General features: G+C 50.3%; 24 protein-coding genes and 2 pseudogenes. 11 read left to right on the forward strand and 15 right to left on the reverse strand.

Annotated elements, in window-relative coordinates; genetic code table 11:
- Positions 1-19: 19 nt before the first annotated feature.
- Positions 20-1,342, reverse strand: a complete 1,323-nt coding sequence (mepM, locus tag ACX9GT_RS14005; protein ID WP_473187359.1) for a murein DD-endopeptidase MepM — start codon at positions 1,340-1,342, stop codon at positions 20-22.
- 21 nt (positions 1,343-1,363) lie between these two features.
- Entirely contained in the window at positions 1,364-2,287 is a 924-nt protein-coding gene (znuA, locus tag ACX9GT_RS14010; RefSeq protein ID WP_473191591.1) for a zinc ABC transporter substrate-binding protein ZnuA, read from the reverse strand.
- 78 nt (positions 2,288-2,365) lie between these two features.
- On the opposite strand from znuA, the gene znuC reads away from it, so the two are divergent.
- Together znuC and znuB are read left to right on the forward strand one after the other, a co-directional pair.
- Positions 2,366-3,124 (forward strand): zinc ABC transporter ATP-binding protein ZnuC, encoded by a 759-nt coding sequence (gene znuC / locus ACX9GT_RS14015; RefSeq protein WP_473187360.1) that lies wholly within the window; start codon positions 2,366-2,368, stop codon positions 3,122-3,124.
- Complete coding sequence (gene znuB, locus ACX9GT_RS14020; RefSeq protein ID WP_473187361.1) at positions 3,121-3,906, forward strand: zinc ABC transporter permease subunit ZnuB; 786 nt, start codon at positions 3,121-3,123, stop codon at positions 3,904-3,906. The genes znuC and znuB overlap by 4 nt, the downstream gene beginning before the upstream one ends.
- Positions 3,907-3,935: 29 nt before the next feature.
- Here znuB and ruvB read toward each other — a convergent pair whose 3' ends face one another.
- The 6 genes from ruvB to aspS form a co-directional block, all read right to left on the reverse strand.
- Positions 3,936-4,943, reverse strand: a complete 1,008-nt coding sequence (gene ruvB / locus ACX9GT_RS14025) for a Holliday junction branch migration DNA helicase RuvB (protein WP_473187362.1) — start codon at positions 4,941-4,943, stop codon at positions 3,936-3,938.
- A 17-nt stretch (positions 4,944-4,960) separates the two neighbouring features.
- Complete coding sequence (gene ruvA / locus ACX9GT_RS14030) at positions 4,961-5,575, reverse strand: Holliday junction branch migration protein RuvA (RefSeq protein WP_473187363.1); 615 nt, start codon at positions 5,573-5,575, stop codon at positions 4,961-4,963.
- Positions 5,576-5,688: 113 nt separating this feature from the next.
- Entirely contained in the window at positions 5,689-6,210 is a 522-nt protein-coding gene (ruvC, locus tag ACX9GT_RS14035) for a crossover junction endodeoxyribonuclease RuvC (protein WP_473187364.1), read from the reverse strand.
- A 67-nt stretch (positions 6,211-6,277) separates the two neighbouring features.
- Complete coding sequence (locus ACX9GT_RS14040) at positions 6,278-7,021, reverse strand: YebC/PmpR family DNA-binding transcriptional regulator (protein WP_473187365.1); 744 nt, start codon at positions 7,019-7,021, stop codon at positions 6,278-6,280.
- Positions 7,022-7,041: 20 nt separating this feature from the next.
- Positions 7,042-7,488 carry a dihydroneopterin triphosphate diphosphatase gene (gene nudB, locus ACX9GT_RS14045; protein ID WP_473187366.1) on the reverse strand — a complete coding sequence of 149 codons (447 nt, stop codon included), beginning with the start codon at positions 7,486-7,488 and terminating at the stop codon, positions 7,042-7,044.
- Entirely contained in the window at positions 7,488-9,272 is a 1,785-nt protein-coding gene (gene aspS, locus ACX9GT_RS14050; RefSeq protein WP_473187367.1) for an aspartate--tRNA ligase, read from the reverse strand. The genes nudB and aspS overlap by 1 nt, the downstream gene beginning before the upstream one ends.
- A gap of 395 nt (positions 9,273-9,667) precedes the next feature.
- On the opposite strand from aspS, the gene ACX9GT_RS14055 reads away from it, so the two are divergent.
- Both ACX9GT_RS14055 and ACX9GT_RS14060 read left to right on the forward strand, forming a co-directional pair.
- Positions 9,668-10,240 carry a hydrolase gene (locus tag ACX9GT_RS14055; protein WP_473187368.1) on the forward strand — a complete coding sequence of 191 codons (573 nt, stop codon included), beginning with the start codon at positions 9,668-9,670 and terminating at the stop codon, positions 10,238-10,240.
- A 34-nt stretch (positions 10,241-10,274) separates the two neighbouring features.
- Positions 10,275-10,379, forward strand: a pseudogene (locus ACX9GT_RS14060) (DUF72 domain-containing protein); the annotation flags it as partial.
- 1,301 nt (positions 10,380-11,680) lie between these two features.
- On the opposite strand, the gene ACX9GT_RS14065 reads toward ACX9GT_RS14060, so the two are convergent.
- The 5 genes from ACX9GT_RS14065 to ACX9GT_RS14085 form a co-directional block, all read right to left on the reverse strand.
- Positions 11,681-12,109: a hypothetical protein gene (locus tag ACX9GT_RS14065; protein ID WP_473187369.1), complete on the reverse strand. Its 429-nt coding sequence runs from the start codon at positions 12,107-12,109 to the stop codon at positions 11,681-11,683.
- Entirely contained in the window at positions 12,090-12,581 is a 492-nt protein-coding gene (locus ACX9GT_RS14070; protein ID WP_473187370.1) for a hypothetical protein, read from the reverse strand. The genes ACX9GT_RS14065 and ACX9GT_RS14070 overlap by 20 nt, the downstream gene beginning before the upstream one ends.
- A 69-nt stretch (positions 12,582-12,650) precedes the next feature.
- Positions 12,651-13,040 carry a hypothetical protein gene (locus tag ACX9GT_RS14075; RefSeq protein WP_473187371.1) on the reverse strand — a complete coding sequence of 130 codons (390 nt, stop codon included), beginning with the start codon at positions 13,038-13,040 and terminating at the stop codon, positions 12,651-12,653.
- Position 13,041: 1 nt separating this feature from the next.
- On the reverse strand, positions 13,042-14,427 hold the full coding sequence (locus ACX9GT_RS14080; protein WP_473187372.1) for a PAAR domain-containing protein: 1,386 nt from the start codon (positions 14,425-14,427) through the stop codon (positions 13,042-13,044).
- Complete coding sequence (locus ACX9GT_RS14085; protein WP_473187373.1) at positions 14,424-14,891, reverse strand: PAAR domain-containing protein; 468 nt, start codon at positions 14,889-14,891, stop codon at positions 14,424-14,426. Before ACX9GT_RS14085 ends, ACX9GT_RS14080 begins: the two co-directional genes overlap by 4 nt.
- A gap of 133 nt (positions 14,892-15,024) precedes the next feature.
- Here ACX9GT_RS14085 and ACX9GT_RS14090 point away from each other — a divergent pair.
- The 6 genes and pseudogenes from ACX9GT_RS14090 to ACX9GT_RS14115 all read left to right on the forward strand — a co-directional run.
- Positions 15,025-15,159 (forward strand): annotated as a pseudogene (locus ACX9GT_RS14090) (hydrolase); the annotation flags it as partial.
- A gap of 67 nt (positions 15,160-15,226) precedes the next feature.
- The gene (locus ACX9GT_RS14095; RefSeq protein WP_473187374.1) at positions 15,227-16,042 is read left to right on the forward strand and encodes a DUF72 domain-containing protein; all 816 of its coding nucleotides are present in this window, start codon (positions 15,227-15,229) and stop codon (positions 16,040-16,042) included.
- Positions 16,043-16,131: 89 nt separating this feature from the next.
- A complete protein-coding gene (locus ACX9GT_RS14100) occupies positions 16,132-16,527 on the forward strand; it encodes an MAPEG family protein (RefSeq protein ID WP_337262301.1) in 396 nt (131 codons plus the stop codon).
- A 104-nt stretch (positions 16,528-16,631) separates the two neighbouring features.
- Positions 16,632-17,375, forward strand: coding sequence for a carboxy-S-adenosyl-L-methionine synthase CmoA (gene cmoA / locus ACX9GT_RS14105; protein ID WP_473187375.1), 744 nt, complete (start codon positions 16,632-16,634; stop codon positions 17,373-17,375).
- Positions 17,372-18,343: a tRNA 5-methoxyuridine(34)/uridine 5-oxyacetic acid(34) synthase CmoB gene (gene cmoB, locus ACX9GT_RS14110; RefSeq protein WP_473187376.1), complete on the forward strand. Its 972-nt coding sequence runs from the start codon at positions 17,372-17,374 to the stop codon at positions 18,341-18,343. Before cmoA ends, cmoB begins: the two co-directional genes overlap by 4 nt.
- 559 nt (positions 18,344-18,902) lie before the next feature.
- A complete protein-coding gene (locus ACX9GT_RS14115; protein WP_473187377.1) occupies positions 18,903-21,176 on the forward strand; it encodes a M60 family metallopeptidase in 2,274 nt (757 codons plus the stop codon).
- Between the two features lie 69 nt (positions 21,177-21,245).
- Here the strand turns inward: ACX9GT_RS14115 and ACX9GT_RS14120 are convergent, their stop codons facing one another.
- A complete protein-coding gene (locus ACX9GT_RS14120) occupies positions 21,246-22,613 on the reverse strand; it encodes an MFS transporter (protein WP_473187378.1) in 1,368 nt (455 codons plus the stop codon).
- Between the two features lie 526 nt (positions 22,614-23,139).
- On the opposite strand from ACX9GT_RS14120, the gene ACX9GT_RS14125 reads away from it, so the two are divergent.
- Complete coding sequence (locus ACX9GT_RS14125) at positions 23,140-24,027, forward strand: shikimate dehydrogenase (protein WP_473187379.1); 888 nt, start codon at positions 23,140-23,142, stop codon at positions 24,025-24,027.
- On the opposite strand, the gene ACX9GT_RS14130 is transcribed toward ACX9GT_RS14125, so the two are convergent.
- Positions 24,024-25,886 carry a bifunctional sugar phosphate isomerase/epimerase/4-hydroxyphenylpyruvate dioxygenase family protein gene (locus tag ACX9GT_RS14130; protein ID WP_473187380.1) on the reverse strand — a complete coding sequence of 621 codons (1,863 nt, stop codon included), beginning with the start codon at positions 25,884-25,886 and terminating at the stop codon, positions 24,024-24,026. The two genes, ACX9GT_RS14125 and ACX9GT_RS14130, sit on opposite strands and share 4 nt — an antisense overlap.
- Positions 25,887-26,050: the final 164 nt, after the last annotated feature.

A 26,050-nucleotide genomic window follows, 5' to 3' on the forward strand; every position in this document is an offset into this window, starting at 1 on the left:
TCAAACGTGGCAGAAAGTGTTAATCCAGTTGCAGCTGTGGAACCACTTCTTTCACCTGCGCCAGATAATCACTGCGGTCTTTACCACTCAGCCCTTCGGAACGCGGCAACTTGGCCGTCACCGGATTCACCGCCTGCTGGTTGGTCCACAGTTCATAATGCAAGTGTGGGCCGGTAGAGCGGCCAGTGTTACCAGAAAGCCCAATGCGATCGCCACGTTTGACCTTCTGCCCCGGTTTAACCAGCGATTTCTTCAGGTGCATATAGCGCGTGGTGTATTGGCGACCATGGCGGATGGCCACATAGTTACCGGTATCGCTGCCGTATTTGGCAGCCACCACTTCACCGTCGCCCACGGCCAGCACCGGAGTGCCGACCGGCATCGAGAAATCGACCCCTCTGTGCGGTGCCACACGCCCGGTGACCGGATTCAAGCGACGCGGATTGAAGTTGGAAGAGATGCGGAACTGTTTCATGGTCGGGAAACGCATAAAGCCACGTGCCAGACCGGATCCCTGACGATCGTAGAACTTGCCGTCGTCAGCGCGGATCGCATAATAATCTTTGCCGCCGCTGCGCATACGCACACCCAGCAGTTGGCTTTGTTCGCTCTTGCCGTCAAACTCTTCGCGCGACATCAAGACGGCGAATTGATCGCCCTTGCGCAGCTTGCGGAAATCGAGTTGCCATTGCAGTGCTTTGGTCACCGCATTGATTTCCGCCCGGTTCAGGCCAGCGCCAGAAGCGCTGCTGACAAAGCTGCCGTTCAACTCGCCGCTCAGCACGCTGTTGCGCCATTCACCCTTCTGGGTTTCTTGAGATTCTTTGAAGTTATTGCCCACGCGTTCGTAGGTGCGCGTCTCACGGCGCGAGACTTCCCAGGTCAAGCGTTGCAGATCGCCTGCGTCATTCAACGTCCATGACAATTGCTGACCAATCTTCAGGTTACGCAGATCGCGGTTTTGCGAAGAGAGCAGCGACACGTCCGACATTTCGACGCCGTACTGGGTCAGAATGCTGCCCAGCGTATCGCCGGTAGAAACCACATACTCGTGCACACCTTCCTCACCGGCGACCTTCTGGTCCAGCTCATCCTGCGGGATGTCATCATCGGGGGTTGGCTGTTCAACATCTATCGGTTCGCTGGCCTCTGGTGCCAGAGAGCGTACCTGATTGGACTCTAACTCAACATTTTTAACGATTGGGGTATGTTCTGGGTGATAAACCGAAGGCCGCCAAACGGCGACGGCCAAGGTGACAACGGTCAACGACCCCAGCATGACGCGATGGGGTCGAGGCAGGTTGTTATACGCCAGAGCGATAGTTCGGACTATCTTCTGCACTCAATAATATCCTCATGATCTTTACTTCAGGCAGCTCACGTACTGGTTGGACAGCGCTGTCAGGAAGTTCCCGTAGCTGTCTTTCCCCAGTGCGATGCCGCTGCCTAACGGGTCCAGCGTTCCAGAACGCACCTTGGTACCCTTGGCGACGGCATTGATTACGGCCGGCCTGAATTGTGGTTCAGCAAAAACACAGACTGCTTTCTGCTCAACCAACTGTGTTCGAATTTGATGTAAGCGCTGCGCTCCGGGCTGAATCTCGGGGTTGACGGTAAAATGGCCCAGTGGGCTCAAGCCAAAGTGTTTTTCAAAGTAGCCATAAGCATCATGAAAAACAAAATATCCCCTACCTTGCACAGGCGTAAGCATCTTAACAAGATTTTTGTCGGTTTGCGCTAGCTGATCCTCGAACTGGCGCAGGTTTGCGTCTAATTTGTCCTTCTTTTGCGGCATAAGTTCCAATAATCTGTCGTGAATCGCGATCGCAGTCACTTTCGCCACTTCCGGCGACAGCCAGAGATGCATGTTATATTCGCCATGATGATGGTCATGGCCACTTTCATTCGCTTCATGCTGATGGTCGTGATCGTCGTCGTCGCCTTTCATCAATAGCGGTTGCACGCTGGCCAGCTCACCGATCGATAGCTGCTTATTGGCAGCAACCTGCGTCAGCGATTTGGTCAGAAAGGCTTCCATATCCGGGCCGACCCACACCACCAGTTCAGCATCGCGCAGGCGTTGAATATCCGACGGGCGCAGGGCGAAATCATGGGGTGATGCACCATCGGGTAATAAAACCTCCGTTGGCGTTACCCCGTCAGCGATGGCCGAGGCAATAAAGCCCAATGGGCGAATCGAAGTCACTACCGCCGCCGTTGCCTGACCTGCCATCATCAGTGCGCTGGCAAGCAGTGCGCGCTGTAACCATTTATTTTTCTGAATCATCATGAGTAATCCCGTCGTTTTCAACCAAGGAACGTGATATTATAACATTCGGTTAGTTCTGCAAAATGTAATCACAACATGTCTACACTGACAACGCTAAAGAACATTTCTGTTACATTCGGTACCCGACGGGTTCTGACGAATATCTCGCTCAGCCTGCAACCGGGCCGTATTCTGACGCTGCTTGGCCCCAATGGCGCGGGCAAATCTACGTTGGTGCGCGTGGTTCTTGGTCTGATCGCACCCACAGAGGGCACCCTTGAGTGCCAGCCCAACCTGCGTATCGGCTATGTGCCACAGAAGCTGCACCTTGATACCACGCTGCCCTTGACCGTCAGCCGCTTTATGCGCCTCAAGCCCGGCGTGAAGAAGGCCGATATTCTGCCAGCGCTGAAACGCGTCCATGCTGCTCATCTGCTGGATCAGCCGATGCAAAAGCTGTCCGGTGGTGAGAACCAGCGCGTATTGCTGGCGCGTGCGCTATTGAACAAGCCACAACTGCTGGTGTTGGATGAACCGACTCAGGGGGTTGACGTCAACGGTCAACTGGCGCTGTACGATCTGATCGACCAACTGCGCCAAGAATTGGGTTGCGCCGTGCTGATGGTGTCTCATGATCTTCATCTGGTAATGGCAAAAACCGACGAAGTGCTTTGCCTGAATCAGCACATCTGTTGTTCCGGTACGCCAGAAGTAGTCACCACGCACCCGGAATTTATTGCCATGTTTGGCAACCGCGGTGCCGAGCAGCTGGCGATTTACCGCCATCACCATAATCACCGTCACGACCTGCAAGGCAGAATTGTGCTGAAAAAATCCGGGGGCCGTGAGGCATGATTGAACTGTTATTGCCCGGCTGGCTGGCCGGGGTGCTGTTGGCCGCAGCGGCGGGCCCGTTAGGATCTTTTGTCGTCTGGCGCAGGATGTCTTACTTCGGCGATACCTTGGCGCATGCCTCGTTACTTGGCGTGGCTTTTGGTCTGTTGCTGGATATCAACCCGTTCTATGCGGTCATCGCCGTCACGCTGCTGCTGGCACTGGTGTTGGTCTGGCTGGAGCGCCGCCCGCAGCTTTCAATCGATACCCTGCTCGGGATTATGGCGCACAGCGCGCTTTCGCTCGGCCTGGTGGTGGTGGCGTTGATGTCAAACGTGCGCGTTGATCTGATGGCTTACCTGTTTGGAGATCTGCTGTCGGTCACCCTAAGTGATATCTGGCTGATTGGTACTGGCGTGGTGATTGTGCTGCTGGTGCTGTGGTGGCAATGGCGCGATCTGTTGTCGATGACCATTAGCCCAGAAATGGCCCATGTTGACGGCGTTAATCTGGCGCGGGCGCGCACCATTCTGATGCTAGTAACCGCCTTGACCATTGGCTTGGCGATGAAGTTTGTCGGCGCACTGATCATTACTTCGCTGCTGATCATCCCGGCGGCCACCGCGCGCCGTTTTGCCCGCACGCCAGAGCAGATGGCCGGTTACGCCGTGTTGGTGGGGATTATTGCGGTCACCGGCGGCCTGGCGTTCTCGGCATTTTACGATACACCGGCCGGGCCTTCGGTGGTTCTCAGTGCTGCGGTGCTGTTTGTGCTGAGTCTGTCGAAAAAACAGCAGGCATAAGATCGATATCTGGGCGCATTGCTGCGCCCTTAGCTCTCTTCCCGCGCGATGCCAAAGTGTTTATACGCATGATTGGTCGCCATGCGGCCACGCGGCGTGCGCTGAATAAAGCCCTGCTGGATCAGGAAGGGTTCGATCACATCTTCGATCGTTTCACGCTCTTCACCAATCGCCGCCGCCAGGTTATCCAACCCTACCGGGCCACCGTTGAACTTGTCGATAATCGCCAGCAACAGCTTACGGTCCATATAGTCAAAACCTTCGGCATCAACGTTGAGCATATCCAGCGCCTGCATCGCCACTTCACCGTTAATCACGCCGTTGGCCCGCACCTCGGCAAAGTCACGCACCCGGCGTAACAGGCGGTTGGCAATACGCGGCGTCCCGCGCGCCCGGCGTGCAATCTCATGCGCACCATCCACAGACAGATTCAGCCCAAGGCAGTTGGCACTACGCGATACAATATATTCCAGATCGGCCACCTGATAGAACTCCAGGCGCTGCACGATACCGAAACGATCGCGCAATGGCGCCGTCAGCGAGCCCGCCCGGGTGGTGGCACCTACCAAGGTGAAGGGGGGCAGATCGAGCTTGATCGAACGCGCGGCCGGGCCTTCGCCAATCATGATATCCAGTTGGTAATCTTCCATTGCTGGATACAGCACTTCTTCCACCACCGGTGACAGGCGGTGGATTTCATCGATAAACAGCACATCGTGCGGCTCAAGATTAGTCAGCATCGCCGCCAGATCGCCAGCTTTTTCCAGCACCGGACCAGAGGTGGTGCGCAGGTTAACGCCCATCTCATTGGCGACGATATTGGCCAGCGTAGTTTTACCTAGCCCCGGCGGGCCGAAGATCAGCAAATGATCCAAGGCATCACCGCGCTGTTTTGCCGCCTGAATAAAGATTTCCATCTGCTCACGCACATGCGGTTGGCCGACGTACTCTGTCAGCAGCTTGGGGCGGATCGCACGATCCAGCACTTCTTCTTCATTGAACGGCTCGGCAGAAATCAGGCGGTCTGCTTCAATCATTTTCTACCCCTTTGGCCTTAAAGTGCGGCACGCAGCGCGTCGCGGATCAAGGTTTCGCAATCTGCACCCGGCTTGGCGATTTTGCCGATCATACGGCTGGCTTCCTGCGGTTTGTAGCCCAGAGCCACCAGCGCAGAAGCCGCTTCGGCTTCAACATCCATTTCAGCGGCTTTGGCCGCCGTGGCTGGCAGGCTGACTTCGCTGCTGTTGTTGAACAGATCGCCATTCAACCCTTTAAAGCGGTCTTTCATTTCGACCACCAGGCGCTCGGCAGTTTTCTTGCCCACGCCCGGCAGCTTGATCAATGTAGTGACCTCTTCACGCTCCACCGCGCTGACAAACTGCTGCGCAGACATCCCAGAGAGGATCGCCAATGCCAGTTTCGGCCCTACGCCGTTTACTTTGATCAATTCGCGGAACAGCGCACGCTCTTGTTTATCATTGAACCCATACAGCAATTGCGCGTCTTCACGCACCACAAACTGGGTAAACACGATCGCCTGTTGCCCCAGTTCCGGCAGCTCATAAAAGCAGGTCATCGGCATATGCACTTCGTAACCGACGCCGTTGGCTTCCAGTAACACCAGCGGTGGCTGCTTTTCCAGAATAATTCCTCTGAGACGACCTATCATTACCCCTCCTGAATGGATCCTTTGATGGTGGCTTGCTGCCACACAATGCTGTAAAACTTATACCATAAAAAAGGCTGGATGAATATCCAGCCCGAGTCTCACATTTAACACCCTTACTTCAACCGACCACGCGCCAGATCCAACCGCCCTTCGTTCATCCGCAGCACGTTCTGGCTGAGATGGCAGTGGGTTATGGCGATGGCCAGCGCATCGGCGGCATCAGCCTGCGGGTTGGCTGGCAGCTTCAGCAATGCACGCACCATGTGCTGCACCTGTGATTTTTCTGCCGCGCCGGTGCCCACCACCGTCTGCTTCACCTGACGCGCCGCGTACTCAAACACTTCCAGGTTCTGGTTCACAGCGGCAACAATCGCCACGCCGCGCGCTTGCCCCAGCTTGAGCGCGGAATCCGGGTTCTTGGCCATAAACACCTGCTCGATGGCGAAGAAGTCCGGGCGAAACTGGGTGATAATTTCGCTGACACCGGCATAAATCAGCTTTAACCGCGTCGGCATATCGTCAACCACGGTACGGATACAGCCGCTGGCAACGTAGGTCAGTTGGCGGCCTTGTTGGCGGATCAGGCCATAACCGGTAACGCGCGAACCGGGATCGATGCCCAGTATGATCGCCATTGCTACCACCACCCTGCATTTAATCTTGCCTGGCGCTGCCGGCAGGCAACGCCATCATTCACTTGCATTACAGCGTAGCGGCGATCTCGTCGGAGATCTCACCGTTGTGGTAGACCTCCTGCACGTCGTCGCAATCTTCCAGCATGTCGATCAGGCGCAGCAGTTTAGGTGCGGTTTCTGCATCCATATCGGCCTTGGTCGATGGGATCATAGCAACTTCAGCCGCTTCTGCTGTAAAACCAGCAGCGGTTAAGGCATCTTTCACTTCGCCCAGGTTTTCCCAGGCGGTGTAAACGTCAATCACGCCGTCGTCATAGGTGACAATATCTTCTGCGCCCGCTTCCAGCGCCGCTTCCATCACCGTATCTTCATCCAGACCCGGTGCGAAAGTGATCACGCCTTTTTTGGTAAACAGGTAAGCAACGGAACCATCAGTACCGAGGTTGCCACCGCACTTGGTGAAAGCATGGCGCACTTCTGCCACGGTACGGTTACGGTTATCACTCAGGCATTCAATCATTACCGCCGTGCCGCCAGGGCCATAGCCTTCGTAAATGATGGTTTCCATATTGGTATCATCATCACCGCCCACACCGCGCGCAATTGCACGGTTCAGCGTGTCGCGCGTCATGTTGTTGGACAGCGCTTTATCGACGGCCGCACGCAGACGCGGGTTAGCCCCCGGATCGCCACCGCCCAGTTTGGCTGCGGTGACCAGCTCACGAATAATCTTGGTGAAAATCTTACCGCGTTTGGAATCTTGAGCTGCTTTGCGGTGTTTGGTGTTGGCCCATTTACTATGACCTGCCATACAAATATCTCCAAAAATAACTACTGGATAGAATGGATCACAAACTCTTCAATCGCCTGCTGATTGCTCCACGACTTGGTCAGTTTAACGGCGTCTGCCGCCTCAAGCCATTGGTAGGCGTGATGTTCGGTCAATACCGGATCACGCTCTTCGGGCAGCGCCAGGCAAAACCAGTGCTCTTTATTACGCGTGGTTCCTGGCGCATAGCGATGCCGCAAATGGACGAAGAGTTCAAACTCCACACAGCGCTGGCAATCGAGCAGCGGCAAATCCTCTGCGCCGATGTCAATGCCAATTTCTTCTCTGACTTCACGCTGTGCGGCATGCGGCGGCAACTCCCCCTCTTCCAGGCTGCCGGTCACCGACTGCCAGAATTCGCTATCATCGCGCCGCTGTAACATCAGCACCCGTCCGCTGGATTGCGCATAAATCACCACCAGAATCGACTCGGGCCGCTTGTAATTCATCACTCGCTCTCTTGCTCGGCCGAGGCTTTCTTCACTACGCTGATCGCCAGTTCCTGCAAAGAGGCTGGGTTGGCAAAGCTCGGGGCATCGGTCATCAGGCACGCCGCAGCGGTGGTTTTCGGGAAGGCGATCACGTCACGGATGTTTTCCGTGCCGGTCAGCAGCATCACCAAACGATCCAGGCCGAAAGCCAGACCGGCGTGCGGTGGCGTACCGTATTTCAACGCATCCAGCAGGAAGCCGAACTTCTCGCGCTGTTCGTGCTCGTTGATGCCGAGAATGCCAAATACCGTCTGCTGCATTTCACCGCGGTGAATACGCACCGAACCGCCACCCACTTCGTAGCCGTTCAACACCATGTCGTAGGCGTTAGCGATGGCAGAAGTCGGATCTTTAGCCAGTTCTTCCGGGCTCATATCGCGTGGCGCGGTGAACGGATGGTGCATGGCCGCCAAGCCACCTTCGCCATCTTCTTCGAACATCGGGAAATCCACCACCCACAGCGGTGCCCAACTGTCGAGCTTGGTCAGCCCCAGATCGCGGCCCAGCTTCAAGCGCAGTGCGCCCATTGCATCGGTGACGATCTTGACGCTGTCTGCGCCGAAGAACAGGATGTCACCGGTTTGCGCATTGGTACGCGCCAGCACCGCTTCCAAGACTTCGGCACTGAGGAATTTGGCGATCGGGCTTTGTACGCCTTCCATGCCCGCAGCACGGTCGTTGACCTTCAGCCATGCCAAACCTTTAGCACCGTAGATGTTAACGAAAGCGCCATATTCATCGATCTGCTTGCGGGTCAACTGCGCGCCACCCGGCACACAAATCGCTGCTACGCGGCCTTTGGCATCGTTCGCCGGGCCGGAGAACACTTTAAACTCGACGTCTTTCACCAGATCGGCCACGTCCACCAGCTCCAGCGGGTTACGCAGATCGGGTTTATCAGAACCGTAACGGCGCATCGCTTCGGCGAAGGTCATGATCGGGAATTTGCCCAGATCCACACCCTTCACATCCAGCCACAGTTCATGCACCAATTGCTCCATCACCTCACGCACCTGATCGGCGGTCATGAAGGAGGTTTCTACGTCGATCTGGGTGAATTCAGGCTGGCGATCGGCGCGCAGGTCTTCGTCGCGGAAACATTTAACGATCTGATAATAACGATCGAAACCGGACATCATCAGCAACTGTTTGAACAGCTGCGGGGACTGCGGCAGCGCATAAAACTTGCCTTTATGCACCCGGCTCGGCACCAAGTAGTCACGCGCACCTTCTGGCGTGGCTTTGGTCAGCATCGGGGTTTCGATATCAAGGAAACCGTGGCTATCCATAAAACGGCGCACGAAGCTGGTAATTTTGGCGCGGGTTTTCAGACGATCGGCCATTTCCGGGCGACGCAGATCCAGATAACGGTATTTCAGGCGGGCTTCTTCGGTGTTGGTCTGGTTGGAATCCAGCGGCAACGGCTCGGAGCGGTTGATGATCTCCAGGCCATGAGCAAACACTTCAACTTCACCGGTAACCATATCTTTATTGATCTGAGTATCCGGGCGGGCGCGGACGGTGCCGACGATCTGGATACAGAACTCGTTACGCAGTTCGAACGCTTTGTCGAACGCCGTTTTCTGGTCCGGATCGAAAAACACCTGCACAATGCCTGCGCGATCACGCATATCAATGAAGATTAGGCCGCCCAGATCGCGACGACGGTTGACCCAACCGCATAAAGTGACTTCCTGGCCAACATGGGCCAGATTCAACTGCCCGCAATATTCAGTACGCATACGCTATCCTTTTGACTTAAGCCGACTCCGCCGGAGTGTTGCATTATTGCTCTTGTCCGCACGGCGGTTATCTATACCTGCCACAGCGAGATCGCCCGCGTTCAGCCAGCACTTGCCACTTGGCTGAAACGTGAAATCCGTTGGTATAGGTCGTTGGATTAAAGATTGGTGAAAAAAGGCGGTCATTATAAAGGAAATTCATGCGCCAGATAAGAGCGAACACCGCATTGTTGCAACGCTAAATCGGGCATCCTTGCTTGGGATAACACATTAGTTAACAAATTTTCCATTAACTCAGCACCGTTTTTTCACGTAGCCTCACGCCACGGCTTGCTGCCCGGTCATTGACCCTGCGCCTGCCAGCATGAATTTTATCCACTATGAGACGGATCCCAATGTTGAAACTTGACCCCCAATCCACCGCCTTGGTACTTATCGATCTGCAAGATGGCATTCTGCCCTACGCCGTTGGCCCGCACAGCGCCAACCAGGTGGTCACCCATGCCGCCCATTTAGCGGGCCGCTTCCGTGCCTTGGGTGCGCCGGTGTTCCTGGTGCGCGTCGGCTGGTCAGACTCTTTTGCCGAAGCGCTGAAACAGCCGGTGGACCAACCTTCTCCGGCACCGGTCGGCGGCCTGCCAGATTCCTGGTGGCAATTCCCAGAAGAATTGGCCGTGAGTGACAGCGATATCCTGATCACCAAGCGCCAATGGGGCGCGTTCTACGGCACCGATCTCGATCTGCAACTGCGCCGCCGCGGTATCAAGTCAATCGTGCTGGGTGGCATTGCCACCAACATCGGCGTGGAATCCACCGCCCGCAACGCCTGGGAACTGGGTTATGAACTGGTGATCGCCGAAGACATGTGCAGCACCTACAGCACCGAGATGCACCAGTTTGCCTTCGACAATATCTTCCCGCGCATTGCCCGCGTGCGCAGCACCAGCGAGATCCTGGCGGCACTGTAACGCGAGGTGATGAAAATCTGCTGCATCGGGCGGGTTGCGCGATCTGGCAGATTACAGCCGTTATTTTAACTGCGTGGAAGGCAACACCACCTTCTACGCGTTGCCAAAGCAGGAAATAGTCCATCGCTGGCGCGATATTCTCAAGAAACCTCAAGATGCAGTCTTCAGCACCTGAAAGTTATTGTTAATTCAGGATAATAACAACTGCAACAACCATTATGTTTAGTAATGTAAAAACAATAGCTCCATGTTAATCACCTACAACATCATATATAACTTCACCGATGTATTCTCCTAATGAGGAGGTTACCTCTCCACCCAAATAACCACCTCCTGCTCCTAAGACTACACAGCACGTAAGAGCACCAACTCCGCCAACTTCTATTGTCACACCACCTAAAATGACCGTACAAACGCCATACCTAATGAGCCGCCAGTACTGCCAGAAACGTAACCTAAACTTGCGTCAGCAGTCACAGGAAATTATATTTTTATAAAAATGTAGTAAATAACGGATGTAGCTAACATTAATATGATACTAATAGCGAGCAAAGTAAATTTTACTTTTATCCACAAAATCATCTCTCTGGGGAGTGTTCTAATGAAGTCATAGTATTCTGAATCCATGTCTCTGATAATGAAATTGTCCTTACTAACAATCAACGGAAACAAAAAAATAAAAGTCCTTTTGAAATGTAAAAAAAAGCCCACCAGCTTGAGCTAATATTATCCCTCCTGGTAAAAAACCTTTCAAAAAATGCATCGCATAATAATTTTTTCTTGACCATTGAGTAAATGATAGCGGCTAGTTCTGATGACATCCATAACAAACCTAATATTATAAAAACAACACTCATCTTATTCACCTATGAATGACTACCCCTTAATAAATCCGTAGTAAATAAAGGCGTTCATAAGAAACAATATAAATCCAGCTAATAAAAGTGAAAACTCCACCTTGACCCAAAGAATTTTATTTTTAGGTTGACTTTTTATAAAATCATAATGTTCTGAATTCATTTTCCTAACAAAAATGTTTTTTTTATTGAAAATGAGTGGCCTTAAGAAATAAATATCTTTTTGGAAAGTAAAAAACACCCCGCCAGCTTGAGATATTTTTATTTCCCCAGGCAAATAACCGAATTTCCTGTAGAACTCATCGCACAGTAACTTATGCTTACTATTATTTATGATAGAATAACCAAATGCTACAAAAATAGTCATTATACATAAAGGTGTTAATATCATAAAAACAAGGTTCATTTTATTTACCTATAGCCTTATAAATACCATCACCAATATCGTTCGTAAAAGGTGGTAAAATTCATCACCAAAATATTCAAAATGCATTATAGCTCTAAGTTAATCCAACCATACATTCCTGTTATATTAGCAAAAAATAGCCAAATGGAATAGTTAATTAGCCATTCATATTGCTTCCTATTTTATAAGTAATGGTGATAAATAGAAATTAGCGATTATCATAAAAAATAACACACCTCCAATAACAGAAAATCGCAATTTTATTCTCAACCAATTAGTATAATTCGGCGGAAGACTTTTAATAAAACGAACCTGCTCAATATCCATACCTCTTGTATGAAATGTGTTTTCTTTAAAGTAGAGTGCCTTTATAAAAAATGAGTCTCTCATAAACGAAAAAAAAACGCCACTGTGTTGATAAATTAAAACCTCCGTTGGTTTTACACCGAATTTATCAACAAACAAAGAACATAAAACCGTGAATTTTTGTTTTGTCATAAAGTCATGTATAACAGAAAGAGCAAAAATCAGCATAAGTAAAATAACTAAAACCACACCAATTGCATTCCGATACATAATGATGAAGTCAATTACCGAATGTTTCATACAATTGTTCTCCGCCCCATTCCCCTAATGCACTTCCGGCACTACCACCAACAGAGTCTAAACTTGCGCCAACAATCATAGGGCAATTATACTTTATAAAAATGTAGTAAATAACGGATGTAGCTAACATTAATATGATACTAATAGCAAGCAAAGTAAATTTTATTTTTATCCACAAAGTCACCTCTCTGGGTAGTGTTCTAATGAAGTCATAGTGTTCTGAATCCATGCCTCTGACAATGAAATTATCCTTACTAACAATCAGAGGAAATAAAAAATAAAAGTCCTTTTGGAATGTTAAGAAAACCCCACCAGCTTGAGCTAATACTATTCCTCTTGGTAAAAACCCAAACCTTTCATAGAATGCATCACACAATAATTTATGGCTATTGTTTTTAATTATTGAATAACAAAAAGAAATTACCCCGCTGATTATGAATAATATAGTTAATGTTACCAATATGATATTCATTATATTTACTCCTGGCTACATAAACCTATATCTGTTGCAATCCTTAGGTTCGTTGATTATGTTGAAGGATTAAAGATTTTTTAAGAAAAACTCATATATTATATAATTTATAATAATTAAACCTATACCTATACCCAAAGTAGAAAATTTAATTACAATCCAAAGTATTTTATCTTTTGGCTGTTCTTTAATAAAGATAAATATATTCTCATCTAGATTTCTCAAAAAAAAACTATCTTTATTAAAGATAATTGAAATTAAAAAATAGATATCTTTTTGAAAAGTAAAAAAAATACCGCCTTCACGATAATACAATATATCCTTAGGTATGTAATGGTATGCTTCATAAAAATCATTGCATAGACTTTTATGATCTTTATTTTTTAACTCAGAGTAAATAATAGCACCTACAACAATCATTATGCTAAATACTGTGAAAAAAACAAATAATAACTTCATATTATTCACCTACAGCATCATATATAACTTCACCGATATATTCTCCTAATGAAGAGGTTGCCTCTCCCCCCAAATAACCACCTCCCGCTCCTAAGACTACACCGCACGCAAGAGCACCAACCCCGCCAGCTTCTATTGTCACACCACCTAAAATGACCGTACAAGCTCCCATACCTAATGAACCGCCAGCTATACCGCCGATCAAACCACCAGTAAAGCTTCCCGTTTCAGTATATTTTTTCTTTGTACATTCACTCTCACGTCCTACGGTGCAAGCTTCGTTTACTTCATTGATAGAATGAAACGCACTGAATCCAATGCCCACATAGCCAGTATATTTCATCAGTTTAACATATTTAGCTGCGCGCTCGATATGAGTGGCGTAACCGTCAATATCATTTACCCCTGTTTCATTCCATTTGTGTGTAATGGAGCTTGTTGATAGACCCAGCGCATTTTTGATTTTCGTATACTCACCAAGCTTCATTCCTTTATTCAAGAAACCAACCTTTAGTACCGTATCAAGCTCTTTGAATAGTTGGCTACGCCTAACATAAAACTGCTCACCAATAAGTGCGCCGCGTGTTAAATAGGTATTTTTATAAGTTTCTTGAATCTCTCTAAGTATTTTTTCGATATTCTCGAAATACTTTCCAATCGGATCAGCAGCAAGACCAATGCCTTTGTCGGCAAAGTTAGAGAAATTGGCAATGGTAGCATAATGCTCATGCAAAAAATTCGCTTCCTGGTGTGTTAACGGTGCCAATGCGGCATCAACGCGCGCTTTTGCTGCTTGCAGATGAGCGATTTGCTCGCTGTCCTGCCTGTCAGGGTCAACCAGCAACATGATAGACCCCGCTTTGAATTCCTTTCCGCTTCCGTTCAATGTGCGGTAAAGCTCTCGCGTTCCAGCCGGTGGTTCTTTGCCAAACAACCACGGTTCGTAAGACTCTGTCACTGCCCCATAAGGGAGTACACAAAACCCGGCATCAACGGGTTCACGAGGTGATTCATCTGGAGGCGTTTTTTCCGTTTTCTTCGCAGCCTGAGCATGTTGCGCTGGCTCAGTTTCCGGTGCCGGTGTAACTGATTTCACCGCTCCCGCGCTGCTAAACTCATACCAGTGAGTCAGCATCGAAGGGATAAACCTAGCCTTGCATGGGCAACTACTGAAGCTGTTCAACGACCCCGCAAATTTGCGCCCATGAAGATGATCAATGCCAACATGACCGACGATGATGTACATCCCAGGATGTACACCGCAGGTCACACGATCACCTTCACGCGCCGATGCTCTACCCATTACATTGTGGGTGATGTCACCCTCGGTAATGATTCCGCCACAGGTGGTTTTATCCTGTATAACCAGATAATAACCTTTAGTCATGACATCATTCCCCAACGCGGTACCAAAAATCCTTCTGGGCGCTCATCGCCCTCACGGAGACAAAACAATCGTGAACCTTGTGGTGTACTGACAATTTCATCACCGTTATCCAACTCGCTACCAACAATAGCTGCAGGGACACCATCTATCATATTAGCAACACCAGCACCGGAAATAATCATGGCTTCAGAACCGTCCGAGTACACCACTTTATCCCCGACTTGCGCCATAAAATATCCACCCACTGTTACACTCTCACTGCATACTGCGAGGATCTCTCCACCCTGACGGGTACGGCTCCCTACCGTGGCAGTTCTGAATATCTGCGTGACTGGCGATGAATTACGTTCGAGCAGTTGCTGACGAGTTTGGCTATCTAACTCCGCCACTTCTGCCTCTGAGAAAATAGGAGTAATGAAGGTGGCTAACAACTCTGGTGTCAGATCATTGGTGAATTGCGGCATAAATCCCTCTAATGGCCGTGGAAAACTCAGGAGTAATGTACAAACACTACTATAAAAAAAGCAAAAGATTGATGATTTACACTTGTTGAAACAGTGTGCTACCCACTCCACCACCTTGGCACTTATTGATCGACACGGCTATGAACTGATGATCGCCGAAGACATGTGCAGCACCTATAGCACCGAGATGCACCAGTTTGCCTTCGACCATATCTTCCCACGCATTGCCCGCGTGCGCAGCACCAGCGAGATCCTGGCAGCACTGTAACGCAATCTGAAAACCTGCTAGGTTGTGGCTTGGAAAACGACAGATATACCAGGAAGACAACAGATTGATGTATATCGGATTACCACAGTGGCAACACCCAGCCTGGAATCGCATCGGGCTGCGCGATCTGGCAGATTACAGCCGTTATTTTAACTGCGTGGAAGGCAATACCACCTTCTACGCATTGCCGAAGCTGGAAATAGTCCATCGCTGGCGCGATATGACCAGCGATGATTTCCGCTTTTGTTTTAAATTCCCTTCTGATATCAGTCATAAAGCCGCGCTGCGCAACTGCGCCGCCGAAATCCAGGCGTTTTATGATTGCCTGAGCCCGATCCATTCACGTATTGGGCAGCTTTGGCTGCAACTACCCGCCGCTTTCAGCCCTGAGCACTTGCCCATCCTGTGGCAGTTTTTCGACGCTCTGCCGCAAGCCTTTACCTACGGCGTGGAAGTGCGCCATCCGGCATTTTTCGCCAAAGGCGAGGACGAGTTAGCGCTTAACCAAGGGTTGCATCAGCGCAGTATCAACCGAGTGATCCTTGATAGCCGCCCGGTGCATAATGCCAAGCCAAACACGGCTGCCGTACGTGATGCACAGCAAAAGAAGCCCAAATTGCCGGTACATGCGATCGTCACCGCCAACCATCCGCTGGTGCGCTTTATCGGTGGGGATGTGCTGGATGACAATTTGCGCTGGTTTGCACCCTGGCAGCAGAAACTCCCGCTCTGGCAGCAACAGCATCAACCTTATCTGTTCATTCATACGCCAGATAACGGTGATTCACCGCAGCAAGCCCAAAAAATCTGGCAACAGTTGCACCAGACTATTCCGAATTTACCAGCACCACCTGACTGGCCAGAACAGAATGCCTTGTTTTAGCCAATAGCATCAGTTTTTTCCTCGCGACAGTAACCACAATGGCGGCTATCATGCTTGTGGCCTGATTTAGTTAGGGAACGGAGTTAAAAATGGTAAGCGCGCTCTATGTGGTGCTCGGCGCATTGTTGTTGATCAAACTCTCTTATGACGTCGTTAGATTAAGAATGCAGTATCGTGTCGCCTACGGCGACGGGGGCTTCTACGAGCTGCAAACCGCGATCCGTGTACATGGCAATGCCGTGGAATACATCCCCATCGCCACCGTCCTGCTGGTGATTATGGAGATGAACGGTGCTGAAGTCTGGATGATTCATCTTTGTGGTCTGCTGCTGATGGCCGGTAGGCTGGTGCACTATTATGGCTTGCGTAACCGCGAGGTCAGTTGGCGCCGTTCAGGAATGGCGGCCACTTATATCTCGTTAATCCTGATGGTCATCGCCAATATCGTCTATCTGCCCTGGGATCTGGTTTTCAGCCTGCATTGATTCCCCCGCTGTACCGCTACAGCTTGAAAGACGACGGGTATGCATTATTTCCCGTCTTTTTCTGGTAGTATACGCGCCTTCGAATTCTGACCTGATTTGCCGCTATGCCAAACCGCGATACTCTTTTCTCCGCACCGATCGCCAAACTGGGCGACTGGACCTTCGACGAACGCGTCGCCGAAGTCTTTCCTGACATGATCCAGCGCTCCGTTCCCGGCTATTCCAATATCATCTCGATGATTGGCATGCTGGCCGAGCGCTTCGTCCAACCAGGTAGCCAGGTGTATGACCTTGGCTGTTCACTCGGTGCAGCAACGCTGTCGATGCGGCGGAACATCAACGTGGCTGGCTGCAAGATTATCGCCGTCGATAATTCCCCCGCGATGGTCGAACGTTGCCGCCGACACATCGACGCTTTCCGCGCCGATACCCCCGTCGAGGTGGTCGAAGCGGATATTCTGGATATCAGCATCGAAAATGCTTCGATGGTGGTACTGAACTTTACCCTGCAATTCCTTGAGCCAGCCGATCGCCTGCGCCTGCTACAGCAAGTGTACCGTGGCCTGCGGCCCGGTGGCGCGCTGGTGCTGTCGGAGAAATTCAGTTTTGAAGATAGCGACGTGGGCGAACTGCTGTTCAATATGCATCATGATTTCAAGCGCGCTAACGGCTACAGCGAGCTGGAAATCAGCCAAAAGCGCAGCATGTTGGAAAACGTGATGCTGACAGATTCGGTAGAAGCCCACAAAGCACGGCTGCAACAGGCCGGTTTTGAACACGCCGAAGTCTGGTTCCAATGCTTTAACTTTGGCTCGCTGATCGCCCTGAAATCGGGAGAAACCGCATGATTGAGTTTGGCGATTTTTATCAGCGCATTGCCAAAGGGCCACTCAGCCATTGGCTGGATACCCTGCCCGCGCAAATCAGCGCCTGGCAGCGTGAATCGCTGCATGGCAAGTTCAAACAGTGGTTCAACTCGGTCGAACACTTGCCGGAATTGACTCCGACGCACCTCGACTTGCTGCACGGCGTGCGCGCCGACATGGATCAACCGCTGTCACCTGGCCAGCTCGAAGGCATCGAGAAGATGCTGCGTACCCTGATGCCGTGGCGCAAGGGGCCGTTTTCTCTGTACGGTATTGATATCGATACCGAATGGCATTCCGACTGGAAATGGGATCGCGTCCTGCCGCACATTTCGCCGCTGGCCGGTCGCACCATTCTCGATGTCGGCTGCGGCAGTGGTTATCACCTGTGGCGGATGATCGGCGAAGGTGCCCAACTGGCGGTGGGTATCGACCCGATGCAGTTATTCCTCTGCCAGTTTGAGGCCGTGCGCAAACTGTTGGGGGGCGATCAACGCGCTCATGTGCTGCCGCTGGGTATTGAACAACTGCCGGAACTGGCGGCCTTTGACACCGTGTTCTCTATGGGCGTGCTGTACCATCGTCGCTCGCCGCTGGATCATCTGTATCAGTTGAAAAACCAACTGGTCGCCGAAGGGGAACTGGTGCTGGAAACGCTGGTGCTAGAAGGCGATCGCCATCAGGTACTGGTGCCGGGCGATCGCTATGCGCAGATGCGTAACGTTTACTTTATCCCTTCAGCAGAAGCGCTGAAATGTTGGCTGGAAAAATGCGGCTTTGTCGACGTCAAGATTGCTGATATGTGTATCACCAGCACCGAAGAACAGCGCCGTACCGGTTGGATGACCAGCGAATCCTTGGCTGAATTCCTTGATCCGAACGATCGCAGCAAGACCATCGAAGGTTACCCAGCACCACTGCGTGCGGTATTAACCGCGAGAAAGCCCTGAATAAGGGCATAATTCCGGCCAGTTAAGACTCGACTCGTCATACTTCAATATACCCCCGTAAACTCCTGTCGACTGCGAGCCTCATTATTGAGGTTCGCTCTGTAGGCTGTTCAAATCGCTGCACGATGCCGCACCTTTCTGCAATTCAAATTATCTAAGATATAGAAGTAGCACTTTACATACAGAACATTTATTGATGTATTTCTCACATAGTGGTTATTTTTACTTGGATTGTTCTTATCAAATTATTTATACTAAATATGCTTCATGCTGTATGTAAATGTAATGATTTTCATGCTGAAATTAAAAGCCATTCATACCCTGAATAAATCGAGTTGTAGAAAGGCGCTGACATAGCTAATCCTCAGAGGCTTATTCAAGCTATAGCAAAGTCTTATCTTTTAGTGTCAGGAAATGCAACACACTCTCAATGACTGAATTAGACCACAAGCAAATGATATAAGGAGATCACAAACATACAAATAAAGAATACATACCTCTACAGCGTGACATGTGTAAGTGATACTTTTATCAAAAGCAATAAAAAGGAATTGAAATAATGCGTGTTATGGAAAGTTTAAGGCAGCTCGTTTTTTTAGCATTAGGAATAATTTTAAATATCTTATTACCTCTGAATGCAAATGCAAATACTTTAGATCCCAATGAGGCGATTTGGCCTGTTCCACATATCTATGAGCAAAGAGACTTTACAATCAAAGGCAAAGGGATAGCCTCTGAACTCGCAAGCTCTCAACTGCGTGAATGGTGGGCCACGTGGAGCCGATATGAACCAACGGGTATCTATGCCAAGGAAAACGAAAAATTAACCATTAATGTTTCATCAAAAGCCAATGTATTTGCTTATATTCAATCCTATGCATTATATGGCACGGCGAAATCATGGGATGAAAAAATATTTAAACTACAACCCGGCAAGAACATAATATCATCACCAAAAGGTGGAGTTTTATATCTCTCTAACGAAGAGAGTACAGGAGGTGTTTCTATCTCTGTACAGGGTGGTTCTCATATTCCCGTCTTCGAGAAATATCACCATTCAATGAATGACCTGATGGCGATGTTAGATAAATACAAAAATGCTCCTTATGTCGAATTCATTAGCGAACGCGGATTAATTACCGCAACCTACGCTACTGTAGCCCAATACTATATACAAAAAAATGCAACCGACCCGGTAACTTTACTGGAAAATCTTGATATTGTTTTAGCTGCCCAAGATCATACCGCTGGCTATGATGAGCTGAATGGCCCAAACAAACAAGATCACCATTACCGGCATCTGATTCAAGATACAAAAAGTAGTTTATATATGTACGCAACGACATACCGTACAGCCTACGTAAATGATAGTATAAATGCCGTTTTGGATGGATTTATCTCAAAAGCCTGGGGCCCAATGCATGAAAATGGGCATCAGCAGCAAAGTTTTGCTATGAATTTTGACCAAATGACGGAAGTTACAGTCAATATTTATAGCTTAGCCGCAGAAAAAGCACTTGGTCAGACATCAAGATTAGAAAGCGAAGATATTTACTCTAAAATATTCGAATATTTAGACCGCCCTCAGCAAGATAAAGACTATATCCAGAGTAAAGACTTATTTGTAAAATTAGGGATGTTACATCAATTGACATTAAGCTTCGGGGATCAGTTTTATCCACGTTTGCAGCGTGAATATCGAGAAAAAACCCGTTCTGATATCAACATCTATGGCAAAGAACAAATCTTTATCTATATGGCATCAAAAGTATCGGGCTACGACTTGACTCCCTTCTTTGAAATGTGGGGGCTGTTACCCTCTAGTGATACGAAAACTGAAATTAAAAAACTGAATCTGGATCGATTGACACAAGAAATTTGGAAAAGTACAGACTCTGATCCTGTCGTTGTCCCTTTGTTACGCATACAAGCTGATAAAATCAGTTTAACCATGAGTAATGAAGTTTTCTCCAGTAACCAACGATTTGTTGTTTACCATAACGGCCAATATGCTTTTGAGACATATGCGGGCAAACAGTATTACTCTCAGAAAGAGACGACCAACCCTTATGTAACAACTGTCGTATATGTAAAAAACAAACCTTCTTACGGTGACAAAATAGATGTCTACCTGGTTCCCGGAACACCGGGTTCTTCTATTGATGTATCTACAGGCACTCATTTAATAACCAAAGTTTTCACCGGTGATATAAGCTTAAGTGTCAATGACACTGGGTTTGAAAGCATGATGGATATTGGTTTATTCAATAGCAAAACAAGAGTTCTCTTCCTTTATAACGACAAGTACTTGGGTGAAACATACAATGGGGTTAGTTACTATCTTTCCAATAGCAAGACTAACCAAAAGATCATCATTGCTAATCGCAATCCATTATCTTATGGCGATAAAATAGAGGTGTATAAAGTACCAGGGCAGCCTGGAGAGCGAACTAATATATCAGAGGGAGTACTGTTGGCTTCGCAAGAGCTAACAGCACCGGCTACGCCAGAAAAGTTTGACGATATTCCTTTGGATGACATCTCTTTCGATTGGACTGCCACTGGCTTTACAGTTTCGCTACCGTCCGACCTGTTTTATAGCGATCGCCGAGTAATGTTTACTAAAAATGGGCAGTACCTAGGAGAGTTTTACCAAGGTAAAAAGTATTATTTAACCCTAACCCATACTAATCCGAATATTGTAACAATAACCCAGAGTGTTTCTCTAAACCCAAAAGACGAAATATTACTGTACGTGGCACCAGGTTCACCTGGCATGTCTACAGATGTCTATACGATGAAAAAATTATTGTTAAAGAAAGTCTTTAACTAATGCTTTAAATGCTGTTTATAGTTGACTCAAACCAAAGGCAGCACAGACGCAACGCCTGTGCTGCCTGCCTTAGGCTACCGTTGACTGCTGCACCCTCTCTTCTTGGGGCATAACCGGCTGTCGGTTATAGCCCCATATCCCTTTGGCGAAAATGGCGCAGGCGGTGATCAACGCCGGGATCGCAATGATGGCAAACACCTGGGAAAAGTCCCACTCCAGTGCCAACATTTGGGCACCGGCAAAGGCGCTCAGAATGGCACCGGTACGGCCAATGCCGTGCATCCAACTGGAACCGGTGGCACGTGCTTCGGTGGGGTAATACCCGGCGGAAAGTGCGTTCATGCCGGTATTGGCACCGTTGAGGCAAAAACCGCAACCAAGAGCCAGCAGCCCCAGCAAAATCTCGCTGTGTGCCGCCAGGCCAATCGACAAAGTAAAGGCCGCCCCCACCAGATAAATGCACCCCAGCGCCCGATGCGGGTTAACCCGATCCATCATCCAACCGGCAAACAGGGAACCAAAAGTGCCACCCGCCTGATACAGCGCTGTGATCACCGCAGCCTGTGCAACGCTAAGGCCGACCTCTTTCACCAGCGTCGGCAACCAACTGCCCAACAGATAGACCAGAAACAGCGCCATAAAATAACCGATCCACAGCATGACGCTGCCGAAGCGGTAATCACGCGAGATAACAATCCGCACCGCCCCTTTGCCCTCACCCACCAGCGGCGGTAGCGTAAAGCGGGTTTCCGAATGGGTACTGCCCGGTGCCAGTTTTTCGACAATCTTGCGAATGCGCTGTGCGCTGGCACGTTTGGTGACCAGAAAGCGCACCGACTCCGGCAATTTCAGCAGCAACAATGGCACGCTCAACAGCGGCAAAACCCCTCCTAACAGCAGCAGAGAATGCCAACCGAAGCGCGGGATCAGCCAGGAAGCGGCAAACCCACCAATCGCAGCACCAAAGGTAAAACCGCAGAACACTACGGTAATCAGGAACGAACGTTTTTTCTCCGGTGCGTATTCGGAGATCAGCGTGCCGACATTGGGCATCGCCGCGCCCATGCCCAGCCCGGTCATAAAGCGGAAGAATATCATCTGGTCGATATTCTGCGAGAAGGCAGTGACGATGGTCCAAAACCCGAAGAAGAATACGCTGTTGATGATAATTACCCGGCGGCCTAAGCGATCCGCCAGCGGGCCAGAAAGCAGCGCCCCGAGCGTTAACCCGACCAGCGCGGCGCTGATTACCCAACCCAATTGGTGGTTAGCCACGCCCCATTGTGTTTTCAGTTCCGGCGCAATAAACCCCATCAGGGTAATATCGAAGCCATCCAGGGCAATCACAATAAACCCCAGGCAGATAATCAGTTTTTGAAAACTCCCCAAGGGACGCTGGTTAATCAATTCCCTCACATCTATCTCGTTTGCAGCCACAATATTTCCCTCCGTACATTCGGCTATGCCGCAAATGTTGCTGACCATAAACACGGTAAAGTCTGCCTCCGCTTCATCGAGTCATACACCTGCGAACGATGGCAACAACCACGATAAAATGGGCGATTATCGCCCGATAATTCGTATATCGTACCTAGAATGTAAGAATTCGTACGGGTGCCAGCAATGGGGTAATGCGATAATCTGGGCGGTTATCGAACTGTTTGGTACGTTTATTTCCGGCTAACTCAGTGTATTTAACAACTAAAATTCTATCTAATACATTGAAATTAAATGGAATATAATATCATGATTGCTCTATTTATCATAAACACAAAGAGTAAAAATATTGTTGCAAATATGTGAAGTTCATCATACCCAGTGGCTTACAGATCAGCCTGCATCTCTGTACTACCTTTGACAACCGTCACAAATCTCATACCAAACGTTTACACAAAGAACCATATGGTTCATTTTATGATGGCACTGGCAACCTAACCACACCTTGAGACAATCGGAGCTCACCATGAATGCGAACACCGCTTTTGCAGCCTCGCGCCCACCGCTTTATCTGCTGGCCCTATTAGGTAAAGACATCCAGGGTTCTCTTTCCCCCCAACTGTACGAGCACGAAGCCCGTCGCCAGGGTTTGCGTTGCAGCTATCAGCTACTGGACTTTGCCCAGCGCGGTTGGGGCGCAGAAGCACTTCCGGATGTGTTACGCAGCCTGGAAACCCTCGGTTTTACCGGCTGTAACGTCACTCACCCGTTCAAACAACAAGTTATCCCATATCTGGACCAGCTCTCACCGCAGGCTAGCGCAATTGGCGCGGTCAATACCGTCCTGTTTCGCCACGGCCAGCGCATCGGCCACAATACCGACTGCCCCGGCTTTATTAGCCATTTTCGCCGTAATCTGCCGGACGTGAATATTGAGCGCGTGCTACAGGTCGGCGCTGGCGGTGCAGGCAGCGCCAGCGCCTATGGCCTGCTGGAATATGGCGTCAAACATCTGGCTTTGTACGATCGTGATACGGCACGCAGTGAAGCGCTCTACCAACAGTTGCTGCTGCATTTCGGTTCCGATCGCGTCAGCATCACCGACAACCCGCAGCAGGCATTGGCCAGCAGTAACGGCCTGGTGCAGGCAACGCCGATCGGCATGAGCGGCCACCCCGGCATGCCAATCGACATTGACTGGTTAACACCGCGCCACTGGGTGGCTGATGTGATTTACGTTCCACGAGAAACCGAGCTGGTCCTGCGCGCGCGCGCCAAAGGCTGCCAGGCGATTGGCGGCGACGGCATGGTGGTATTCCAGGCCGCCCAGGCGTTTGAGATTTACACCGGCCTGCAACCAGACCGCGAACATATGCTAGAGATTTTTCAGCAGGTCTGCGTGAGCCAGGGCTAACCCTGGCGCATCGCCGCCAAGCGTGCCGCACCGTTAGCCGCACCGTACTGGCTATAGCCACCGCGCCTTTCCAACAGTTCAAAGAAGAAACACCCGCCGGTAAACGGTTGGGTGTAAACATGCAGCAATTCTCCCCCCGCCGGATCGCGATCGTAAAGAATATGGTGCTGCCGCAGGCGAGCAACAAATTCCGCATCCAAGCTAAACCGGGTTGCCAGATCGTCGTAGTAGTTATCGGAGATGGACAACAGCGCCACGCCATTTTGCCTGGCGGCAGCCACCGCCTGAAAGATATCGCGCGTAGAAAAGGCCACGTGCTGCAACCCACTGCCGTGATAAGCCTCCACGGTACGCGCACTGAGCGTTCCCAGGCTTTGCGAAACGTTCAGCGGTAAGCGAATGCCGTTGCAATGGGAATGCAGCGCCTTGCTGCGTACCAGCCCGTAAGGATCGGGCAGCAACTGCTCGCCATCCGCCTGCATCCCCAAAACGCTGCGCAGGAACATCACCCAGTTCTCCAGCGCACCGGCAGGCATCGCCAAGGCCAGATGATCAATCCCCTGCAACTGCGGCCCTGAAATATCAAGCGGTGGTTGCAGGTGAAAATCATCCTGATACACGTCGCTGGTCTGCTCGCCAAACAGGTAAATCAGGCTGCCATCAGGCGCGCAAAGCGCCGGGATCTCATGTTCATTAGGGCCAACCTGCCCCTGATAAGACGGATAGGCAAAATCTTTGGCACGCTGTAACAATGCCTGCGGGCGATCGCTGCGGCAGGCCAGAGCGCACAACGAAGCGCCGTGTTGCTCACGGTAACCAGCGGCAAAAGAGTCTGGCTGCTGGTTAAGCACGACTCTGACCCCACCATTCTGGTAAAGCGCCACGCGCTTGGAACGATGATCGCCGCAGTGGCTGAACCCCAATTGCCCAAGCCAGCGCGCCAGTTCATCAGCTTCTGCGGCATTAACGGCAAATTCCAAGAATTCGATCGCCTGATGCTGTGGCAACAGGGCACTGCTGAACAATCCGCGCTCGACTTGCCCCAGCGCGGCCTGCGCCTGCTCTTCCAGCAACAATAGCGAACGCAGGCCATCCTGTGCCGTTGCGGCACTGGGTGCCGCACGGAAACCATCGTTGAACACTTCCAGCGACCACGGGCCACAATATCCTTTACGTAACAGCGCGGCGGCAAACTCCACCAGCGGTAACGCCCCCTGGCCAGGGAAGCAGCGGAAATGGCGGCTCCATTCAATCACCTCCATGTTCAACCACGGAGCATCTGCCAGTTGCAGAAAGGCGATCTTTTCCAGTGGAATATCATCTAACCGATCAAGACTGTCGCCCAACGCCAGAATATGAAAACTGTCCAATGCCAGCCCCAGCGCCGGGCTGTCGACCGCCCGCACTCGCTCCCAAGCCTGCCGATAACGATTAACATGCTGGCCCCAGGCTAGTGCTTCATAGGCCACCACAATCTGCTGTTGCTGCGCCAAAGCAGCCAACTGCGCCAGATCCTCGACCTGCTGCTCGAATTGGCCACAGCTGTCTGGCGAGACATTGCTGCACAACAGCATGCGATCGCACCCTAACTCCTGCATCAGCGCAAATTTGCGCCGCGCGCGTTCCAGATTGCCCGCCATCAGTGAACGTGGTGCGCCTTCAAAATCGCGAAACGGCTGGTACAAAGTAATGGCTAAGCCCAAATCCTGTGCTCGCTGGCGTATTTCTGCCGGTTTACCCGGAAAGTAGAGCAGATCATTTTCGAAAATTTCTACACCATCAAAGCCAGCGGCAGCAATAGCTGCCAGCTTTTCCGGTAAGGTACCCGCAATGGATACCGTCGCAATTGAACGCAGCATGAGACTCCCCTATTGATAACCCAGACACTCTCCTGCACCGGGCAAAACACGGCACCGCTCTTTTTTGTACCAAAAGGTTCATATTGTCAAACAGGTTCAAAGCGGCAGTAACAACTCTTTAACAGCGATCACAAAACAACCGGCAAGCGAAGGTTGTATTGGGG

It is taken from the genome of Serratia sp. YWN4, assembly GCF_055790845.1.

Bases quoted from the DNA above. Each gene is read 5' to 3' on its own strand.
- ACX9GT_RS14070 (WP_473187370.1), bottom strand. From the start codon at position 12,581: ATGAATATCATATTGGTAACATTAACTATATTATTCATAATCAGCGGG.
- znuA (WP_473191591.1), bottom strand. From the start codon at position 2,287: ATGATTCAGAAAAATAAATGGTTACAGCGCGCACTGCTTGCCAGCGCA.
- ruvA (WP_473187363.1), bottom strand. From the start codon at position 5,575: ATGATAGGTCGTCTCAGAGGAATTATTCTGGAAAAGCAGCCACCGCTG.
- ACX9GT_RS14130 (WP_473187380.1), bottom strand. From the start codon at position 25,886: ATGCTGCGTTCAATTGCGACGGTATCCATTGCGGGTACCTTACCGGAA.
- ACX9GT_RS14075 (WP_473187371.1), bottom strand. From the start codon at position 13,040: ATGAAGTTATTATTTGTTTTTTTCACAGTATTTAGCATAATGATTGTT.
- aspS (WP_473187367.1), bottom strand. From the start codon at position 9,272: ATGCGTACTGAATATTGCGGGCAGTTGAATCTGGCCCATGTTGGCCAG.
- ACX9GT_RS14095 (WP_473187374.1), top strand. From the start codon at position 15,227: ATGTATATCGGATTACCACAGTGGCAACACCCAGCCTGGAATCGCATC.
- znuB (WP_473187361.1), top strand. From the start codon at position 3,121: ATGATTGAACTGTTATTGCCCGGCTGGCTGGCCGGGGTGCTGTTGGCC.
- ruvB (WP_473187362.1), bottom strand. From the start codon at position 4,943: ATGATTGAAGCAGACCGCCTGATTTCTGCCGAGCCGTTCAATGAAGAA.
- cmoB (WP_473187376.1), top strand. From the start codon at position 17,372: ATGATTGAGTTTGGCGATTTTTATCAGCGCATTGCCAAAGGGCCACTC.
- ACX9GT_RS14055 (WP_473187368.1), top strand. From the start codon at position 9,668: ATGTTGAAACTTGACCCCCAATCCACCGCCTTGGTACTTATCGATCTG.
- nudB (WP_473187366.1), bottom strand. From the start codon at position 7,488: ATGAATTACAAGCGGCCCGAGTCGATTCTGGTGGTGATTTATGCGCAA.
- ACX9GT_RS14125 (WP_473187379.1), top strand. From the start codon at position 23,140: ATGAATGCGAACACCGCTTTTGCAGCCTCGCGCCCACCGCTTTATCTG.
- ruvC (WP_473187364.1), bottom strand. From the start codon at position 6,210: ATGGCGATCATACTGGGCATCGATCCCGGTTCGCGCGTTACCGGTTAT.
- znuC (WP_473187360.1), top strand. From the start codon at position 2,366: ATGTCTACACTGACAACGCTAAAGAACATTTCTGTTACATTCGGTACC.
- ACX9GT_RS14080 (WP_473187372.1), bottom strand. From the start codon at position 14,427: ATGACTAAAGGTTATTATCTGGTTATACAGGATAAAACCACCTGTGGC.
- ACX9GT_RS14085 (WP_473187373.1), bottom strand. From the start codon at position 14,891: ATGCCGCAATTCACCAATGATCTGACACCAGAGTTGTTAGCCACCTTC.
- ACX9GT_RS14065 (WP_473187369.1), bottom strand. From the start codon at position 12,109: ATGAAACATTCGGTAATTGACTTCATCATTATGTATCGGAATGCAATT.
- ACX9GT_RS14100 (WP_337262301.1), top strand. From the start codon at position 16,132: ATGGTAAGCGCGCTCTATGTGGTGCTCGGCGCATTGTTGTTGATCAAA.
- cmoA (WP_473187375.1), top strand. From the start codon at position 16,632: ATGCCAAACCGCGATACTCTTTTCTCCGCACCGATCGCCAAACTGGGC.
- ACX9GT_RS14040 (WP_473187365.1), bottom strand. From the start codon at position 7,021: ATGGCAGGTCATAGTAAATGGGCCAACACCAAACACCGCAAAGCAGCT.
- ACX9GT_RS14115 (WP_473187377.1), top strand. From the start codon at position 18,903: ATGCGTGTTATGGAAAGTTTAAGGCAGCTCGTTTTTTTAGCATTAGGA.